This is a genomic window from Microbacterium sp. LjRoot45, assembly GCF_964253325.1.
Classification (GTDB): Bacteria; Actinomycetota; Actinomycetes; order Actinomycetales; family Microbacteriaceae; genus Microbacterium.
This window is the reverse complement of the sequence record NZ_CAXUQM020000001.1, coordinates 2,166,082-2,182,729: the sequence shown is the minus strand read 5'-3', so window position 1 is coordinate 2,182,729 and position 16,648 is coordinate 2,166,082. Positions and strand designations below refer to the sequence as shown.

The window sequence follows — 16,648 nt, the reverse complement described above, 5'->3', positions numbered from 1 at the left end:
GGGTGGGGGAGAGCAGCCCGCGTCGCCCACGCGGGCTCAGGCGTCATCCGAGGGTGACTCCGCCTCTTCCTCTCGCATGCGCTTCTTGTGGATGGATCCGAGCCGGAGGACAAGCACGAGTCCGAAGACGAGCACGATGGCCATGCCGAGCGCCGCCAGCAGCGGGAAGGAAGCGGTGCCGTCGACCGCCGGCGGGTGCACGTCCGCGGCGTAGGCGGGGACCGTTCCCATCACCACCGAGCCGATGACGACGGCGATTGAAGCGATGATCCTCGCCAGAAGTGATGGTCGCACGGAGATCCTTTCGTCGTGCGCAGGGGGCGCGGGGTTGTCGGCGGTATGAGTGTCACGGTCGTCCCACGATGTGCTGCGCGATGATCGTCGCGTCGTTCCAGACCCCGGCAATCGTCGCGGACTCGGGGCGACCGAACTTCGGCATGCCCGCGACGAACAGCCCCGGGATGTCGGTGAGCGTGGCGCGGCGGGGCTGTGGCGTAGCGTCGGCGAGCCACTCGTCACCGGGGTGGTATCCAGTAGCGAGCACAACCGATGTCGGCGACGCCACCGAACCGTCGGCGAACCTCACGCGAGCGCCATCCGCGTGGACGACGCCGGACGCCAGGGTCACGCCGCTGCGGCGGAGCGCTGCGAGGTTCGGACCATGGACAGGTTCACGGTGAGCGGCGCGGGGGGCGAACCGGGTTGGACGGCGCGCACGGGGCGCGCGCCCTCGGTCTGCGCGCGTGACGCGCGGTGTACGTGTCGCGAGGGTGACCCGGTGAGTCGCAGACAGTTCATGCGCCAGTTGCACGCCAGTGTTTCCGCCGCCGACGATCAGGACGTCGCCGCGGGGGATCTGGTCGGGCGACCGGTAGTCGTGGCTGTGAAGGACGATTCCGGGCGCGGCCAGGTATGACGCCCATGACGGGCTCGCTGGACGCGAGGTCGCTCCCGTCGCGCAGACGACGTTGCGGGTCTGGACGATGCCCGCCGTTGTCGAGAGGAGCAATGTGGTGCCGCTGCCGGAATGCTCGACGCTGGTGGCCCGCACATTCCATCGCGTCTCTACTCCGAGGGCGGCTTCGACTGCAGAGAGATAGTCCGCCATCTCGTCGGCCTGAATCCGTCGTCGTTGATCGCCGGGTAGCGGACGCCACGGGAACGCACTGTGGCGGGCGTCGCTCAGTAGTTCCAGAGTGGCGCGTCGATCGCGCCAGCTGCGTAGGTGGAGGCTGGGCGCGCCGTCGATGACGATGAAGTCGCGTTGGGGGTCAAGTCCCTCGGCGCGTAGGGCCGCGGCGACGGCGAGTCCCGCCTGACCCGCACCGACGATAATGACGCGACGATGAGAGAGTCCTGGTGGCGCGAGCATCATGAGCCGCCACCGGTCGACACGACGGCGGACGCGAGCCTGGCCGGCCCGTCGTCGTCGGAAGCTGTCGTCAGGCGGCCCTCATCGATCAAGACGATGATGAATGCGATGGCAAGGGCTAGTGAGGCGATCGCTGCGATCAGCACGATCACCATGAGTCGGGTTCTCATTCAGGTTCTCCAAGGACGGGGACGACACGACGGGGCCGGCGACTGCCGGCTTGGACCTGCACGATGGCAGGCGTGTCGAACTCAGGTCCGAGAGAGGTTGAGTTCCGTGAGGGACAGGCACCGCGCGAGCATCTGCACCGGCGGGTCGACGATCGCGACGCGATGGCGCCTCACACGGAGCACACTTTCCACTGAGCGCGTGCGGAGCACACGTCGAACCGCCGCGATGATCACGAGCCCACAAAGGACCCCGAGCAGGCAGAGTGCCGCACCGACGGCATCCGAAGACAGGATGGACGACGTCACGCTCGCTGCGTGCGCCCCGACCTCTTCGTCCCCGATCACGCTTTCCGGCGAGTCCAATGACGCCATAGACACGGTCACATCAGCGTCGGCGCCTAGGCCGTGAAAAGTAGTCGAGATGCCCAGCAAGAGTAGAAGACCGAGCGCCGCGCTGAGAATGGTCCGCATTATCAGTTTGATGGACTCAACCCTGCCGCGATGCGGTGGCCGGATCGGGGAATCCATCAGTCGTAGCCTACTCTGCACCCGCGCTGGGGACCGCCAACAGCGACTGCCGACGGGACTGATCGTGCACTTTTGTCGCTCTTTTCCTTGTTACTGTGACCGGCATCATCACAAGTGAGGAGCCGCGCGTGCGTTCCACCCCTGCCGGGTCGTCCGACGATTGCGGTTGCGCGCCGTCCGAGCGTGAACTCCAATCGCTCGGTGCCGGGCGGCTCTTGTCACGTCGTAGCGCCATGGGAGTAGGAATCGTCGGACTTGCCACCGCGGGTCTCGCCGCGTCAGCTCCGGCGTGGGCGGCGACGTATCCATCGTGGGACGACGTCGAGCGAGCGAAGGCGAGCCAATCAGCCAAGGCACGCGAGGTCTCACGTATCGAATCGCTCATCGACGGTCTCGCTGCCGATGTTGCGGCGAAGCAATCTGAGGCTGAACGGCTCTCCGGTGAGTACATCGCGGCGCAGGAGGCGTTCGAGGAGGCTTCGGACCGCGCCGAGTCCCTTCGGGAGCAGGCGGATGCGGAGCGGGATCGTGCGGCAGTCGCGGCGGACAAGCTGGGCCGGCTCGCCGCGCAGCAGCACCGGATGGGTGGGTCGGACACGACGTTGGAACTGTTCTTCTCGGGATCCGCGGTGGCCGCCGAAGACCTTCTGTCGAAGCTCGGCACGATGGAGAAACTCGTCGATGCGAATCGAAGCGTCTATGCCGACGCCGTGGGCGCGAGAGACAACGCGCAGAACCTCTCGAATCAGGCCGACCTCGCGCGCGCCGAACGCGACCGCCTTCAGCAAGCCGCCGAAGCCACCATGCTCCGTGCCCAGGAGGCAGCCCGCGCAGCCCAGGAAGCGCTCGAGGCGCAGGCCGAGCGACTCGACACCCTCGAGTCTCAACTAGCTGCCCTTCGCGACGTGACCGCCACCACGATCACCGAGTACCGGGACGGTGTCGAAGCACGCCGCAGGGCCCGCGAAGCCCGTTTACGTCGAGAACGTGAGGAGGCCGAACGACGTGCTCGCGAGGAAGAGCGGCGTCGACGCGAACAGGAGGGCGCCGGAGGCGGCGACAGTGGGACGCCCGCCGGCGAGGTACAGCCATCCGGATGGGTGCGCCCGACCTACGGCGGAGTCAGCGGGCATTTCGGTGCGCGAGGGACGATCTGCTCGAACGGATACTGCACCTCCAGCGGTCACAGGGGAACCGACATGTACGCCGGTTGCAGCGCGCCCATGTTTGCGGCTGCGGCCGGCCGTGTCGTCTTCGCGGCGTACAACGGCGCGTGGGGCAACTACCTGAAGATCGATCACGGTGGCGGCATCATGAGCGCCTACGCCCACATCAAACCGTCGGGTTTCGCAGTCCGATGGGGCGCCACCGTTCGCGCGGGCGAAACCGTCGCCTACGCAGGCAACACGGGCGCGTCGACCGGGTGTCACGTCCACTTCGAGATCTACCGCAACGGCACACGCATCGACCCCGCCCCCTTCCTACGCGCGCGGGGCGTGCGTCTGTGACGGGGCTCGGCTCGCCCGACCATGCGGCCGCACATGGGTGAGAATGGGCTCATGACTCTGTCCCGGCCGGCACGCGTAGCGCGCGGCGCTCTCGCGGCGGGCACGGCGACGTTCACCGCGCTGCTGTCTCACCTTGCGGGTGGCGGAGTCATGCCGGGGTGGCTCGGTATCGCTGTGCCGTTCTTGCTCGCCACGATGGTGTGCACACTGTTGACCGGGCGGCGGGTGTCTGTCGTCCGTCTCGGCATCGGCGTCGGGGTCAGTCAGGTCCTCTTTCATTTTCTTTTCGTGCTCGGCACCATTGCCCCCTCCGGACAGGCGGTCGTCGCGCACCACGCGGGCACGCCCTTGATGCCGTCGGTGTCGGAGCCGATGCACGAGCACCTCGCTCCGACCATGTGGGTCGGCCACGCGGTGGCGGCGGTCGTGACCACGCTCGCACTCTGGTCGGGCGAGCGCCTCGCCGCCGTGCTGCGGATGCTCGCGGGGCGCGTCGTCGCATGGCTACGTCGGCTCGTCCACGAGCTGATCCCCAGCGTCCGTGTGCCCCGTCGCGCTGTGTGCGCGGTCGGCCGTCCGTCGCACGCTCCGCTGAGTCGGCACGCATCTTGTCTGTCGCGCCGCGGTCCGCCGTTCCCCGCAGCAGATTTCTGACCTTCACCCCGTCGCGCATCTGAGCCGCGTCGGGGATTTCACCCGCGCGCGCGGCGATTTCTGCGCGCGGCTCTTACTCGAGTGTGCGCGGGGTTCTCGCGCACGGCACGAAAGGTCTGTGACACGTGCACAGAAGAACGAAATCACTGCTTGTACTTGCGACCGCCGCTGCGTTTCTGACCACCCAGACCGCGCCTGCGTTCGCCCATGAAGATCTCCTGTCGAGCTCCCCAACTGAGAATGAAAGGTTCGTCGAGGCTCCTTCCCAGATCGAGCTTGTGTTCACCGACGAAGTTCTCACTGTCGGAGCCGTCATCGTCGTCGTAGACGAGAGTGGGAAGGACTGGGCTGAGGGAGACCCTGTCATCGACGGTGCGACCGTGGTCGTCCCGGTCGCCGCGGACATGCCCGCGGCGGGCTATCAAGTGCGTTGGCGGGTCGTGTCCGGCGACGGGCATCCGATCAGCTCACTCATTCCGTTCACCGTCGGCGACGGCCAACCCTTCACGCAGGTATCGACCGGCTCGCCGCCAGACGCCTCGGCCGAAGTCGCTGGCGACGTCAGCACAGACGCGGCGCCGCTCGCGTTCTGGCAGGTGCTTCTCATGGGGGCAGCAGGAGCCGTCCTCGCGGTGTCGATCTACGTCGCCATCGTCTACACCCGTCGTCGCGGCGCCACGCGCGCGAGCGGCCACCACTCATGAATCTCACGAACTCCACGAATCGAAAGGCTTCTCATCACATGAACGCTCGCAAGCTCACAATGGTCGGTCTCGCGGTTGGCGTCGCCGGCTTGATCCTCTCTGGATGCAGCGCTGGGGCCGCGCCAGCGCCGTCGACAACTTCACTGCCGGCGGGGGACACCGTCACAGTCACCGACGCCTGGGTCAAGAGTGCGGACTCAGGGATGACAGCCGGGTTCGGGCTCATCACGAACCCCGACGCTGACACTGACGCGACTGTCGTCGCGGTCACGACGACGGCGGCACCGGTCGCCGAGCTTCATGAGACCGTCGAGGACGAGACGGGAACGATGGTGATGCGACCCATTGAAGGCGGCTTCACCATCCCGGCGGGAGGCGATTTCCCGCTGTCCCCGGCCGGCAATCACCTGATGCTCATGGAAATCTCGGAGCCGCTCACGGCGGGCGCGGAAGTACCTTTCACGCTCGAGTTCTCCGACGGGTCCACGCTCGACTTCACCGCGGTCGTGAAGGACTACTCCGGCGCGAACGAGAACTACGTCGGAGACGACTCCGGTGAGATGGACACGGGAAACGGCGACGAATGAGTGACACGGATCACGGTCGCACGCCGGGTCCGCCGACGTCGAGCCGGCGACAGTTCCTCCTCGGGGGAGCTGTCGCCGGCATCGGCGCCGCCGCGGCCATCGGCGCCGGCTACGCCATCTCCACCTCAGGGGGCCCAGAGCCCACGCCGGTGGCCGATGTCCCGCGCGAACTCAATGGCACGGCGACGATCCCGTTCTACGGAACCCATCAAGCCGGCATCGCGTCAGCTCCCGCCGCGCACGGACTCTTCGTCGGCCTCGATCTCGCCGAGGACGTCGACCGAACACGTCTCCGGCAGATGATGCGACTCCTGTCCGACGACGCGTCGCGACTGACTCAGGGTGTGCCCGCACTCGCCGACACCGAGGCGGAGCTCGCCGCAACCCCCGCGCGACTCACCGTCACGTTCGGATTCGGACCAGAGTTCGTGCGGCGCGCGGACGGCGACGCACCAAACTGGCTTCGCCCACTTCCAGCATTCTCGATCGACAAACTGCGCGACGAGTTCTCGCACGGCGACCTCCTCATCCAGGTGAGCGGGGACGAGCCCATGAGTGTCGCGCACGCCGCACGCATGCTCTTGAAGGACACACGTGCGTTCGCCACCGTGCGATGGACCCAGACGGGATTCCGACGTGCTTTCGGCTCGGCCTCCGACGGCACCGCCATGAGAAATCTCTTTGGACAAGTCGACGAGACGGTCAACCCCCAGCCAGGCACAGCGGACTTCGACCAACTCGTCTGGGTGGCCGACGGCTGGCTCACTGGTGGAACGGGACTGGTCCTGCGCCGCATCCACATGAATCTCGACACGTGGGACGAGCTCGATCGCCCGGGTCGAGAACTGTCCGTCGGTCGAAACCTCACCAACGGTGCGCCGTTCACCGGCACGAACGAGCGGGACGAACCGGACTTCGACGCGAAAGACGCTCTCGGATTCCCCGTGATTCCGGAGTTCTCCCACATGCGACGCGCACGGTCCGAAGGGGAGGGTGAGCGGATCTTCCGGCGATCGTTCAACTACGACGACGCCCCTGATCCTGGCGAAGTGTCCAACTCCGGTCTCATCTTTGTGAGCTATCAGGCCGACATCGATCGACAGTTCATTCCGATCCAACGCAGACTCGACGAGCTGGACTTGCTCAACCAATGGACAACACCGATCGGCTCCGCCATCTTCGCCATCCCACCGGGATGTCAAGAAGGGGGGTACATCGGCGATACCCTCCTGTCCTAGCTCGACTTTGCGTCGATCTTGCTCGCCCTCGGAGCCACTCGCGACGCCGCCGTGCCTGACCGTGCTCTCTTCGAAGTTCCTCCGTGGGCAGGCGCATGGGCGGCTGCGTCGTTACTGCTCGATGACGTCTTGGGGCCGTTCGGTGACACTCGCGCGAGACTCGGCGGCGTGGCGGACCTCGCGAAGGCTCGGCGTTTCGAGCTTGAGGCTTTGCAGGTCGAGGAACGCGAGGTTCCCTTGTTGGCCGTCGCATCCCACGCTGATGACGCGGCGTCCGTCATCGGTGGTTCCGGCGCCCGGGGTGTGCATGTGCCCGTGCATGAGCAGGTCGGGTTTGACTTCGTCCCAGACTCTGCTGACCCGCTTGCGGGAGACGGCGGACTCCAGACGGGCTGCTTTCGGGAATCCGAGGGGGTTGGTGCGGAGGATCTCGCGGACTTGCCGGACCGGTGTTCCGGCGGGTGATTCATGGGTGAGCATGACATCTGCGGGACCGCCCGCGATGGCCACTTCGACGTGGACGCCGTGGATGTTCTCGTCGGGCCACCAGTCGACACCTTCGGTACGCCATTGCCGGTCGACGGACGCGGCGCCCCCAAGGGACAGGATTGTGCGGCCGCCGATGCGGAGGCGCGCGGGGCGGGGCAGCAACCACGTCACTTCCGAGATGCGGATCGCTTCACCCTGGTGAGCGTGCTGGAGTGGGGCTATCTCCCCCCAGGGTTCGTGGTTGCCGAGGGTGACGTAGGCGCGCTCGATCCCGGCGTCGGTGAAGATACGGTCGCTGGCGTCGGTGTTCATCCACCAGTCCCCGAGCTGCAGGACCGTTCTGACGTCAGGGGCGAGCGAGGTGATCGCCGGCGCCAGGGTGCGGAGCCAGTCGAGGTTGCCGTGCCAGTCCCCGCAGACCGCGACTTGGGTGTCGGGGAGGGAGATGGTGCGGGTGGTCTCGAGTGCCTTCATCGCGATCGTCTCTTCCGGCTCAGGGGAGGTGGTTGAGGTCGGTGATGATCTTCACGACCGTTCGGGCGGGCCGGCCGAGGAGCAGCCAGCGGAGGGGTGTGAGTCCGTCGAGTTGTTCGTCGGGGCGGCGGAGCGCGCGGAACTTGTCGAGATCGGTGTAGTCGGGTGGGAACGCATCGATGACGCGGTGCAGCTCGGGCACGATCAGCAACGCGGAGCGTTCCGTGAGGCTGTCGAGGTGGATGTGGACGGCGTGGTCGCGGAGGGCGGACCACAGCACCCAGTCCTCACCCTGCTGCCGGGCGAACTCCGTGAACGCCTCGACGGGGATCCCGGCGGACACGACGAAGTCGCTCTCTTCCGCGGTCAGCTCGACTTCCTTCTCGCCGCGGTGGGGGCGGGATGCGACGGCATCGATCGCATTCAACAGCTGACGGAGCGCCGCCGGCATCTGCGTCTCCGTCCCGTCCGGAGCCGACTCGGCCCTGTCGGCGACGACGCGCGCGACGCGTAACGCGTGACCGAGCTGCGCTGCACGAAACCGGTCGTTGTCGTCTGGGTCACGCATTCGACATCACCTCACGGGTCACGGGTTGTCCTTGAACCAGTGGTCGATCGCGTCGACGGCGGCGTCCTGGTCGCCGGGGTCGTCGCGCCACCAGTTCTCGATGAGGAAGCGAATCTCGGTGGCGTCCGGTTCGGTGTGGTCGCGCATGTAGTCAGCGAGCTGCGAGTGCAGGTGCGGGCGACCGTCCGGGACGAGCGTCTGCATGAACCTGTGGGCGCGCTTCCAACGGGCCGCGCGCGCGAGGGTGCCGTGACGGTTCCGATCCCACAGTCGCCTCCAGTACTGCCGATTCCTGTGCCGGCGACGACGAAGCTCCCGGTGACCCTCGATCGTGGATGCCAGCTCGAGCCACTCTTCGACCGTCTGGATGTGGTCGGCGCGGATCCCTTCCCGGGCATTCAAGATCAACTGGAAGTATGCGAGCGCGCGATCGTGCGGGGCGCGCATCTCGTCGATCGCGTACTTGTCGGCGGAGACCGGGTTGTCATCGACCCACACGATCGGCCGTCCCGGGAATCGCTCCCGGAGCCGCACGCTCTTCCAGTCCGAGGAGTCCCACCCTTGGACCTCCTTGCCCGTCGTCGCGACCGCCAACTCCGGGATGCCGAGCGCGGGGGCGAAGTACACGTTCGCGTACTCCTGCCACGTCGTCGCCCACACCACCTCCACCCCGCGCGCCAGCAGGGACCGGATCCAGTCCGCACCGGTCCCGGACAACCAGTAGGTCGTCGTCAGAATGCCGTCTCGTCCCCACCGCGGCGGACGATGGTAGGCGTCCGGGTACGCGTCGCGGTGGACCGTGATCTCCACCGGGTATGCCCCCTCGGGGCCAGGACCCTCCGGTGGGACCGCGAGCCGAAGGACACCGTCGATGTCGATCGCGACGACGGGTCGGAACCGATCGTCGGGGCGCCCGTTCATCAGAGTCCCCGTTCATGCTGCGCTGTCGAAGATCGATCGCAGAGGCGAGAGGACGCGACGGTCATGATCGCCACGCGTGGGCGGTGTGTTCGGCGGCAAGGAGCACGGCATGTCCCTCGCCGGCGCGCAGTTGCTCGACTCGAGATGGAGGAGTGAACCCTGGCGTGGGGGAGGAGGGGTGCCCCGTGAGCCAGAGGGCCCAGGCCCAGGGGTCGTCGATGCCGGGGTGGAGGGTGCGGAGTACATCGCCGAGGTGCTCGACGATGACGCCGTGGTCGAGTTGGAACGACGGGTAGACGGTGTGTCCATCGGCGGTGGGGAGGGCGAGTAGGTCCCCGGCCTCCGCCATGCGTTGGACGTCGTCGGTGGTGAGATGGAGCGTTCGTGCAATGCTCGCCGTCGTGTAACACGGGCCGACGATCCTCGGCATCCGCGACGAGGATTGACCGTCCCCGCCTCCACCTGGTGCACTCACCACGCGAACGTAACGGGCGCGGCTCTCGCAAAGCCGCCGACTCATCGACATTCGCCGCACGGTTCCGCCCGCCGCGGTGACTTCTCGATTCGCCGATTCAGCGACGTAAACAGACTCAAAAGCCCGTTCTGCTGACTCATGAGCGCAACATAGGCATTCCAATGATTCATTGGCTCAATACTGCGTTGGGTCTCTAGTCTGCCCTCGTACAGGACAAACATGGAAAACATGACTGGCCACAACGGCCCCATCACCCCCCTGTCCCTGTCCACCCAGAAGGGCGTCGACGCGGTCCTCCCGCGCCGCGCACCCCTCGCTCACGCCCTGGTTCAGCGCGCCGCACGCGTCATCGACCGCTCCGGGGTCGTCGACCTCCTCGACCAGTGGGACCGCGAAGACGGTCGCCGCAGCCGCCGGTCGGTGCTGTCGCACCGCACGGTCCTCATCGGCTGGATCACGGTCGCACTGGAAGGACGCGGCCCGACCGTCGCCGGACTCCACGCCGGGTTCTTCCAGCGGCTGACTCCCGCATCGCGCACGTTCCTCCAGCTCCCCGAAGACTTCGTCAGCGACTACGCCACCGTGGCGCGTGCCGTGGGACGCGTCCTCCGCGCTATCGGGCCGTCTCCGATGTTCACGGCGCCGCGGGCCGGGGTGATCGCCGCCGCGAACGAGGATCCCACGCGTAGCGACGAGGGCGCGGTCACGCGTGCCCGGGCCGCGCAGGTCGCCAACCGGCTGATTGGCGCACACATCGACGGGTTCCTGCCCGTCGTCAGCCCGGACGGCGTTCGCGTCGCCGTCGACTCGCGCAGCCACACACACGCAGCAACCGACCTTCCCCGCCGACGCCGCACGCGACCGGGCCACCGATACACAAGGAACTCCGCCTCGGCCACGCCTGCCGAGCCGTGCGAAGCTCCCCGCGGCCCCAGCAACGCGGGCCGCGAGCACGGGCACGTTGACGAGCTCGCTGTCCTCGTCTCCGGGAGCCGGCGGTCGCACCGCGCTGTCCCGGAGCTCATCATCGGGCTCACCGTCCGCGGCGCTGCGACCCTGCCGGATACCTCGGCCGCTGACGTCCGTGCCCACATCGCGGCTCGCGGTGTCCACCTCCACGCAACGGGACCGGGAGCCGACCGTGGCGTCCTGCCGGACGTGCACACGGCTACCGCCTGGGCGCCGAGGACCCGACAGTTCTCCTTCCACAGCGCGGCGGCTCAGCCCGGCACAATGGTCGCCGGTGCCCTGTACGCACCCCCGGTGCCGCCGCGCTACGCGTCGCTGGCATCGCCTCACCCTGCGCACCGGTGTGCTGGTCACCTCGCAGCCTCCCAGCCTTCGCCTCGCATCGACGGTGTCTGGCGCGTGCCCCCGATTCCGGGAGCGCTGGCAACAGCGGTCGCCGAGCACCGAGCCAAGCTCGAGCGCAACGCGATCGAGGCCGCGTTCACCCGACTGAACCAGCGGCCCACTTACGAACGGCGACGGGCGCGAGGCATCGCCGCCAACGGCATCCTCAGCGTGATGGAGATCCTCCGAGCCAACACGGACACCATCCGGGACTGGGCGACCGCCAACAACCGACCGGCAAGTGAGCGACCTCGCACGCACCTCCTGCGATGCCCGGCCACTCGCTCCGCACCCCGCGAACGATCCGCAGGAACCGAAACTCCCTGACCCACCGACCAGAACGGGCCGCCCCACCGGACGGCCCGTTCGCCGTCACCGCGCCGGCGGCAAACCCCGCACCGGCGACGCCGACGCGCTGGACAAGGACTGATCCCTCGCCCGGTGAACCTGCGCCAGCTCCGCGCTCACCTGCTGCTGCAACCCCGCGACGAATCCCAGGATGTCCGTCAGCCGCTGACGCTCCCGGAACTGCTCCTCCGTTGACACCCACGCCACCGACGCGAACGGGATCCCCGCCGCATCCAATAACAACATCAGATCATCCAGCTGAATCGGCACCTGACCCGTCATGTAGCGGGACAAGCGCTCGCTGCCCCACCCGGTGCGGTCCTTCAACTGCTTCCGGGTGAACCGCTTCGCCTTCAGCCCGGCAAGAATCTGACCCACCGCGGCATCCTGCACCTGCGCCGCACGACTCCGCGCACGCTCCATCGGGTCCTCCGGAAGGGAGTTCCAGAGGCGGCGAGCAGCGTGTTCACCGAACCTGGCCGGCTGAGGTGCGTAGTCCCGGGGAGGATGCTTCGAAGCCATGCCCCCAGCCTCCCACGCTGGACACGAGGCACTGTCGTTCTCTGCTTCTGCGAGCCCAGTCCGCGCTCGGCTCAGGCCCGAGCGCGTTCGCGGAGCCAGTCCGGGTAGATGTCGAATGTCGTCCTCGATCGGAGGTCGTCCCAGCGGGCGCGCCAGGCCAGGCGCATCTCGGTCGGTGGCCAGGGTGACGGCAGGAGCGTGGATGGCAGAAGCGGGTCAAAGCGAACCGCCTTCAGCAGTGAAGTCGCTAAGAGGAGCGCTCGCCGCTCCGGGGATGCAGTTGAGCTCTCCTCACCGTGCTTGATGACGTCAGCGGTGGTGGGGTACCGCGCGAGGATCTGTTCCGATGGCCAGAGCAGCTCTGCGAGTGCCCGCGGTTCGCTCACACCGTGAACGCTCAGATCATCGGACGATGCGCTCGCGAGGTATGGGCGGAAATCATCGGCAACCTCCGAGGTCAGGTCGCGCGTGCAGACGACCAGCCCCATGGAGAGCGGAGCGCCGCCGATTGTGACCAGGTTGCGCACGATGCGGTCTTGTAGAGGTCGCGATTGCCCCGAGACTCGTGCTGCATGCAGGTGCCATCGCCCATCCCACTTGATGTCGCCGGCGTCTTGCGCGAACGCGAGATCGATGCGTTCCCGGTCGCGAGACAGACGCGCCGCCCCCGTCGGCGTGGCTTCGAGGAATCCGCTGCGTCCACGGCCGTGCTGGCTGAGGTCGCCTGCCAGGATGAGTCGGCGGATCGCGAGCCGGACCGGTTGCTCCTCCAGCCCGGCCATCGCGCTCACGCGATACACGTCTGGCAACGCGATCGAGCCCGATGCGGGGAGGAGCGACTCGACGACGGTCCTTGGCGCGACACGGGATGTCACAGGGTGATGCTCCGTTCTCGAGCTGCGTGGCACTCGAGTCAGTCAAACGACACCGAGGCAGTTGCGGTCGCCTCGGTCAGTCTCCGCACCTACCAGTCTCTAACGGTTCCGGTCGGGGGGAGCACGTGCTTGAACGGCGTAGGTGCTACGTTCGCTGATGGTCAGCGACGAAGTCCCCTCCGACAGCACGGCAATGCTGTCCGAGCGGTTGACGGTTGCTTCAGGAACAGTGCCCGCCGGGGCGGGGTAGGGCGTGTCGTGGTGATCGCCCAGGCTGACCGGGACATAGTGAACGAGAGCCAGTTCTGGGGGAGCTATGCAGGTTCACGTCACTCTCGGTGGGGACCGAGTCGAGATCGAACGGGAAGTGCTCGTCGCGCTTCTCGACAACTCGGTCGCTAGCGAACGGGCGGCCTACCGTCACGCGCTCGAGAACGGCGAGATCAAGTTCACCGAACTCGTGGAGGTCGCCCGCGTCGGCAACATTCCACTGCCCCTGTTCTTCGCACCGTTGGCGGTCGTCCATGCGCAGCTCGATCTGAAGTTGCGCAAGCTCCTCGACGGGCTGACGAAGATCTCGTTCTCACTCAACGCGCGCGATCCGGTCAGGCTGAGCGACATCGAGCTGATCCTCAAAGACCTCATCCGTAAGCAGGAGCTGCTGAAGAAGCACGACCCGACCCTCGCGAAGAACACCATCGTCGGCTCGCTCTCCAAACGAGGCAAGAGCGCAAGTGCGGATGCGGAACGCCTCATGGATCTGCTCGGCATCACCGCCGAGACGGTCCGGGCTGCACCGAAGAAGGACACCGCTGTTGATCGGCTGATCCGCCGGCTGGAAGCGAACCAGGTGCTCGTCTCACAGAGCCAGAACCTTTTCATGCCCCAGCGCCTCCACGGCCTTCATTTCAGCGGGATGACCGTCAAGGACGCAAAGGTGCCCTACATCTTCCTCCCAAGCGGAGATGAAGGAGAGCATGTCACTCCCGCCGGGCGGCGCACCTTCACGCTAACCCTGCTCGCCGTGCTGGTCGCGCGTGGCATCTTTGCTCCCGTCAACTACGACAGCACCACCCCAGCGACGACCGGTAGGTACGAGTACGACGTTACCGCCGAGATCCTCATGCCAGCCGGCGAGTTCACGACCTTCCGGCCCCGAACGCTCGCAGACTTCGAAGCAGTGGCGGACGAGTTCAAGGTCACTCCGAGCGCGACCATCGTTCGCGCTCTTCGCCTCAACCTCATCGACGACGCGACCGCAGGTGCTCACCTAGGTGAGCTTCGTGCCGCGTTCGCCAGTATTCCGAAGCAACCACGGCTCACGAGCAAACCAGTCAATGCCGTTCGCAAGTACAACGGCCGGGAACTGTCTCGACGAATGATCCGAGCTCTCGACGAAGGTCGCCTGTCCGCCGGCGACTTCTGCCGCGAGGTGTGCCTCAACAACCTCTCTCCCGGCGACATCGAGGAGTTCCGGCGAGGCCTGCGATGAACGAAACCTTCTACCTCGTCGACAACAACGTGCTCGGCAAGCTCACCCCCGTACAACGCGCGACCCCGTTCTTTACCGAACACTGCCGCGTACCCGATGAGGTGATGGATGAAGCCGGCCCCGCCCGAGCCGCCGCACTCCGAGCAGTCCGCTATCCGACCACCGGCAACGTACTACGGGCCCTTCAGGCGGTGATGGCGACCGTCGAACCCGGCGACATCACACTGGTCAACCTCTACCGAAACAAAGGCGGTGCCGACCCTCTCCTCGTCGCCAGCGCCATCGTCGAACATCAGAAGGTGGCGGACATGCTGATCCGCCCCGAATGGGTCATCGCAACAGACGACGACGCCGTCCGACGAAAAGCCGAAGAGTTTGGCATCCGATGGATGTCCTCAGCAGACCTGGCGGGAGTCCTCTCTCGAGGTTCCGCGTAATCGACCTCGGCCACCCGTCGTGCGAACACCGTCCTCGCGCTCGCCGCTGCCCCAGCATTGGGCTTGCGTGGCCGCACCATTTGACCGTTCTCTGACGTCATCGTCACTCAAGCACCGTGCAGCGAACGCACGTACCTGCTGCTCGCCGAGGAAGACGGCAAGGGGCGTGTCAGGCGACGACGTTCGCGGTCGGGACATCGTCGCCTGGGTCTTCTCGCTGCCTTCGCTCACCGCAGCGCTACGGCGCGGTCGGCCGACCAACGCTTCGGCCGCGTCGCATCCTAGCCTGTCCGTGCGGCGCTTCCGAAGGCACGCGACTACGCCCGCGACTTCAGCCGACGGATCGTCCGGAGTCCCTCCGGAGATAGACGGCCTGACCCGGGAAGCCGGAGGCATGTGCGTCGAGGTACCAGTCGACGCCGTCGCGGTGCATGACAGGCGGGAATGACTTCTGTGGGCCATACGGAATCTGGTGACCATGCGGGGCAAAGCGATGTCCGCTGGCGTCAACTTCGGTGAACAGCGCGAGAAACGTGGGAGAGTCGCTCATGCTGTCAATCGTACGAGCGGGATCATTCGGGCGTCCCGTAGGGGTCTGTCCACGAGTTGCTGGCACGAAGGCCAGCAGTGTCGCTGCCCCGATACGCTGAGGCCGTATCGCCTTCCCGTCCGAACCGGGAGCGCGGCCCATGAGAGGGGCACCTTGGTAAACCTGCGTGTCGAGGTCCGGAAAAGATTGTGGGGCAACGCTGGCAACCGCTGCGCATTCACCGCATGCGAGCAGCGCCTAGTCAGCGACTCGGGATATCCCGACCAACCTGTACGTAGAGACGTCGTCATCGGCGAGGAAGCGCACATTCGGTCCTCGAAAGCTAATGGACCCCGTCACGATCCCCTCTTTCCTTCCGGGCAGCTCAACGAGTACGACAACCTGATCCTGCTCTGCCCCACGCACCATGCCTTCAATCGATAAGGACAAAGGTCGTGCATGGCCCACCGTGGAAGTGGTGAGGATGAAGAGTGTCCACGAGGCGCGGGTGGATGCCGCCATGAGCGGCGCAGCGAGGGACCGGCAGCAGCTGGAGGTTGCGCTTGCAGAACGAGTCGACCGATGGGAGTCCAGCATCGAACTCGATAAGTGGGAAGAACTCACCCGTCGCCTCAACTGGGTCCACCCGTACATCACCAACATTCAACTGCTGTCCCTGACCCAAACCGCAATCTGGCTGGCCGGGATTGAATGGCCGTCGCAGTACCCAAAGCTCTCGGCCGCCTTCGAGACCCACGGGGCAGTGCTCGATGTGTTGATCAAGCACATCACGAGCTCCTTTGTACCTGACGGTGACACGCACTCGATACGACGTCGGCACAAGGAGACCTGGTACGGCGGCAAGGATGGCGAGCAGCAGTACACGAAGGCGATATCCGAGTTCGGCGTAGACGACGCCGTAACTGGAGTGCTGATTAATGAACTCACACGTTCGGTCAATCTCGTCGTTACGGCCGTAAACGACGAGCTTCTCCCTCTGTACAGAATCAACGACGGGAGGGTGCAGATGATTGAGGGCGACCTTCTTTGGGGGCTATGGTCCTCCCACCCTCATTACGAGCCGCTCACCTGGGAGAGTTTTCCGAGGAACTACGACTTGGGCGAGATCAAGAGGCGCGTGAAGATCGAACTACATGGGGGAGACCCTCGTAACGGGAGAACGATGGAAGCCGCTTCGTTCGACCCCAGCCTCCCCTCCGGCACGGGGGACCAAGCCGACGGTCGAACTGCGGGCGCCGCTGGAGAATGTTGACCCGCACGCTCTGCGAACAGCGATGGACACCACATGCAACTAGTAACCGGAGACGGTGCAGTACGCTCCGGCGGCGCCAAACGGTGCCGGGTCGGTCACCAAGCGGTTCTTCTTCGGCCCGGCTCGGGACG

At 66.3% G+C, this 16,648-nt stretch carries 21 protein-coding genes; 10 read left to right on the top strand and 11 right to left on the bottom strand.

Annotated features, from left to right (window positions below):
* Positions 1-36: 36 nt before the first annotated feature.
* The 4 genes from ACSQ18_RS10350 to ACSQ18_RS10335 all read right to left on the bottom strand — a co-directional run bounded on the left by ACSQ18_RS10350 (position 37) and on the right by ACSQ18_RS10335 (position 2,070).
* Complete coding sequence (locus ACSQ18_RS10350; protein ID WP_436037219.1) at positions 37-294, bottom strand: hypothetical protein; 258 nt, start codon at positions 292-294, stop codon at positions 37-39.
* Between the two features lie 52 nt (positions 295-346).
* Positions 347-1,372, bottom strand: coding sequence for a flavin-containing monooxygenase (locus ACSQ18_RS10345; protein WP_436038429.1), 1,026 nt, complete (start codon positions 1,370-1,372; stop codon positions 347-349).
* Positions 1,372-1,527 carry a hypothetical protein gene (locus tag ACSQ18_RS10340; RefSeq protein ID WP_436037217.1) on the bottom strand — a complete coding sequence of 52 codons (156 nt, stop codon included), beginning with the start codon at positions 1,525-1,527 and terminating at the stop codon, positions 1,372-1,374. The genes ACSQ18_RS10345 and ACSQ18_RS10340 overlap by 1 nt, the downstream gene beginning before the upstream one ends.
* Before the next feature lie 96 nt (positions 1,528-1,623).
* The gene (locus ACSQ18_RS10335) at positions 1,624-2,070 is read right to left on the bottom strand and encodes a hypothetical protein (RefSeq protein ID WP_436037216.1); all 447 of its coding nucleotides are present in this window, start codon (positions 2,068-2,070) and stop codon (positions 1,624-1,626) included.
* Positions 2,071-2,303: 233 nt separating this feature from the next.
* Between ACSQ18_RS10335 and ACSQ18_RS10330 the strand changes: the two genes are divergently transcribed.
* The 5 genes from ACSQ18_RS10330 to ACSQ18_RS10310 all read left to right on the top strand — a co-directional run bounded on the left by ACSQ18_RS10330 (position 2,304) and on the right by ACSQ18_RS10310 (position 6,761).
* The gene (locus ACSQ18_RS10330) at positions 2,304-3,578 is read left to right on the top strand and encodes a peptidoglycan DD-metalloendopeptidase family protein (RefSeq protein WP_436037214.1); all 1,275 of its coding nucleotides are present in this window, start codon (positions 2,304-2,306) and stop codon (positions 3,576-3,578) included.
* A 51-nt stretch (positions 3,579-3,629) separates the two neighbouring features.
* Positions 3,630-4,232 (top strand): hypothetical protein, encoded by a 603-nt coding sequence (locus ACSQ18_RS10325; protein WP_436037212.1) that lies wholly within the window; start codon positions 3,630-3,632, stop codon positions 4,230-4,232.
* A 125-nt stretch (positions 4,233-4,357) separates the two neighbouring features.
* Entirely contained in the window at positions 4,358-4,936 is a 579-nt protein-coding gene (locus ACSQ18_RS10320; RefSeq protein ID WP_436037210.1) for a copper resistance CopC family protein, read from the top strand.
* Positions 4,937-4,974: 38 nt separating this feature from the next.
* The gene (locus tag ACSQ18_RS10315; RefSeq protein ID WP_436037208.1) at positions 4,975-5,523 is read left to right on the top strand and encodes a copper chaperone PCu(A)C; all 549 of its coding nucleotides are present in this window, start codon (positions 4,975-4,977) and stop codon (positions 5,521-5,523) included.
* On the top strand, positions 5,520-6,761 hold the full coding sequence (locus tag ACSQ18_RS10310) for a Dyp-type peroxidase (protein WP_436037206.1): 1,242 nt from the start codon (positions 5,520-5,522) through the stop codon (positions 6,759-6,761). The genes ACSQ18_RS10315 and ACSQ18_RS10310 overlap by 4 nt, the downstream gene beginning before the upstream one ends.
* 111 nt (positions 6,762-6,872) lie before the next feature.
* On the opposite strand, the gene ACSQ18_RS10305 is transcribed toward ACSQ18_RS10310, so the two are convergent.
* The 4 genes from ACSQ18_RS10305 to ACSQ18_RS10290 form a co-directional block, all read right to left on the bottom strand.
* Positions 6,873-7,724, bottom strand: a complete 852-nt coding sequence (locus tag ACSQ18_RS10305) for a metallophosphoesterase family protein (protein ID WP_436037205.1) — start codon at positions 7,722-7,724, stop codon at positions 6,873-6,875.
* Between the two features lie 19 nt (positions 7,725-7,743).
* Positions 7,744-8,292 carry a hypothetical protein gene (locus ACSQ18_RS10300; RefSeq protein WP_436037203.1) on the bottom strand — a complete coding sequence of 183 codons (549 nt, stop codon included), beginning with the start codon at positions 8,290-8,292 and terminating at the stop codon, positions 7,744-7,746.
* A gap of 18 nt (positions 8,293-8,310) precedes the next feature.
* Positions 8,311-9,213, bottom strand: a complete 903-nt coding sequence (locus ACSQ18_RS10295; protein WP_436037201.1) for a hypothetical protein — start codon at positions 9,211-9,213, stop codon at positions 8,311-8,313.
* Between the two features lie 61 nt (positions 9,214-9,274).
* A complete protein-coding gene (locus ACSQ18_RS10290) occupies positions 9,275-9,562 on the bottom strand; it encodes a hypothetical protein (RefSeq protein WP_436037199.1) in 288 nt (95 codons plus the stop codon).
* A gap of 354 nt (positions 9,563-9,916) precedes the next feature.
* On the opposite strand from ACSQ18_RS10290, the gene ACSQ18_RS10285 reads away from it, so the two are divergent.
* Positions 9,917-11,368, top strand: a complete 1,452-nt coding sequence (locus tag ACSQ18_RS10285) for a hypothetical protein (protein WP_436037198.1) — start codon at positions 9,917-9,919, stop codon at positions 11,366-11,368.
* A gap of 45 nt (positions 11,369-11,413) precedes the next feature.
* On the opposite strand, the gene ACSQ18_RS10280 is transcribed toward ACSQ18_RS10285, so the two are convergent.
* Both ACSQ18_RS10280 and ACSQ18_RS10275 read right to left on the bottom strand, forming a co-directional pair.
* Positions 11,414-11,767: a hypothetical protein gene (locus tag ACSQ18_RS10280; protein WP_436037196.1), complete on the bottom strand. Its 354-nt coding sequence runs from the start codon at positions 11,765-11,767 to the stop codon at positions 11,414-11,416.
* 215 nt (positions 11,768-11,982) lie between these two features.
* Positions 11,983-12,786 carry a PaaX family transcriptional regulator gene (locus ACSQ18_RS10275; RefSeq protein ID WP_436037194.1) on the bottom strand — a complete coding sequence of 268 codons (804 nt, stop codon included), beginning with the start codon at positions 12,784-12,786 and terminating at the stop codon, positions 11,983-11,985.
* A 316-nt stretch (positions 12,787-13,102) separates the two neighbouring features.
* On the opposite strand from ACSQ18_RS10275, the gene ACSQ18_RS10270 reads away from it, so the two are divergent.
* Both ACSQ18_RS10270 and ACSQ18_RS10265 read left to right on the top strand, forming a co-directional pair.
* Positions 13,103-14,278: a hypothetical protein gene (locus tag ACSQ18_RS10270; RefSeq protein WP_436037193.1), complete on the top strand. Its 1,176-nt coding sequence runs from the start codon at positions 13,103-13,105 to the stop codon at positions 14,276-14,278.
* Positions 14,275-14,715, top strand: a complete 441-nt coding sequence (locus tag ACSQ18_RS10265) for a hypothetical protein (protein WP_436037191.1) — start codon at positions 14,275-14,277, stop codon at positions 14,713-14,715. The genes ACSQ18_RS10270 and ACSQ18_RS10265 overlap by 4 nt, the downstream gene beginning before the upstream one ends.
* 331 nt (positions 14,716-15,046) lie before the next feature.
* On the opposite strand, the gene ACSQ18_RS10260 is transcribed toward ACSQ18_RS10265, so the two are convergent.
* Complete coding sequence (locus tag ACSQ18_RS10260; RefSeq protein ID WP_436038468.1) at positions 15,047-15,265, bottom strand: hypothetical protein; 219 nt, start codon at positions 15,263-15,265, stop codon at positions 15,047-15,049.
* Between ACSQ18_RS10260 and ACSQ18_RS10255 the strand changes: the two genes are divergently transcribed.
* Both ACSQ18_RS10255 and ACSQ18_RS10250 read left to right on the top strand, forming a co-directional pair.
* A complete protein-coding gene (locus tag ACSQ18_RS10255; protein ID WP_436038428.1) occupies positions 15,194-15,688 on the top strand; it encodes an HNH endonuclease in 495 nt (164 codons plus the stop codon). The genes ACSQ18_RS10260 and ACSQ18_RS10255 overlap by 72 nt on opposite strands.
* A gap of 34 nt (positions 15,689-15,722) precedes the next feature.
* Positions 15,723-16,517, top strand: coding sequence for a hypothetical protein (locus tag ACSQ18_RS10250; protein WP_436037190.1), 795 nt, complete (start codon positions 15,723-15,725; stop codon positions 16,515-16,517).
* The last annotated feature ends 131 nt before the right edge of the window (positions 16,518-16,648 follow it).